At 48.5% G+C, this 237-nt stretch carries 1 protein-coding gene; it reads right to left on the bottom strand.

Going from position 1 to position 237, the window contains the following annotated elements; genetic code table 11:
* Positions 1 to 237: ISAs1 family transposase (locus tag AAC854_RS23655; protein WP_340619192.1), on the bottom strand; the 237-nt coding region annotated here is incomplete at both ends.

Genomic DNA, 237 nt, shown 5'->3' with positions numbered 1-237 from the left:
GACTTTTTGTCTGTCTTCAGTTGTCCCATCACTACGCCGTTCTGGGTGGCAAACGCACTCACCATGTGGAGCATCGACTGCCGATTCTTGCCATCATAAGTTCCCCGCAACATTTTTCCGTCAATGGCGATAATTTCCCCTTCTGAGCGTTCGTTAACCCATTGAGCCCAATGAATAAAACAGTGCTGAAACTCAACGGGATTGAGCCGAGAAATCAGGCGAGCGATAGCATCATGT

Origin of the sequence: Xenorhabdus entomophaga, from assembly GCF_037996725.1 — a bacterium.
Classification (GTDB): Bacteria; Pseudomonadota; Gammaproteobacteria; order Enterobacterales; family Enterobacteriaceae; genus Xenorhabdus; species Xenorhabdus khoisanae.
The sequence above is the reverse complement of the archived record's forward strand: the minus strand, read 5'-3'. Positions and strand labels throughout refer to the sequence as shown.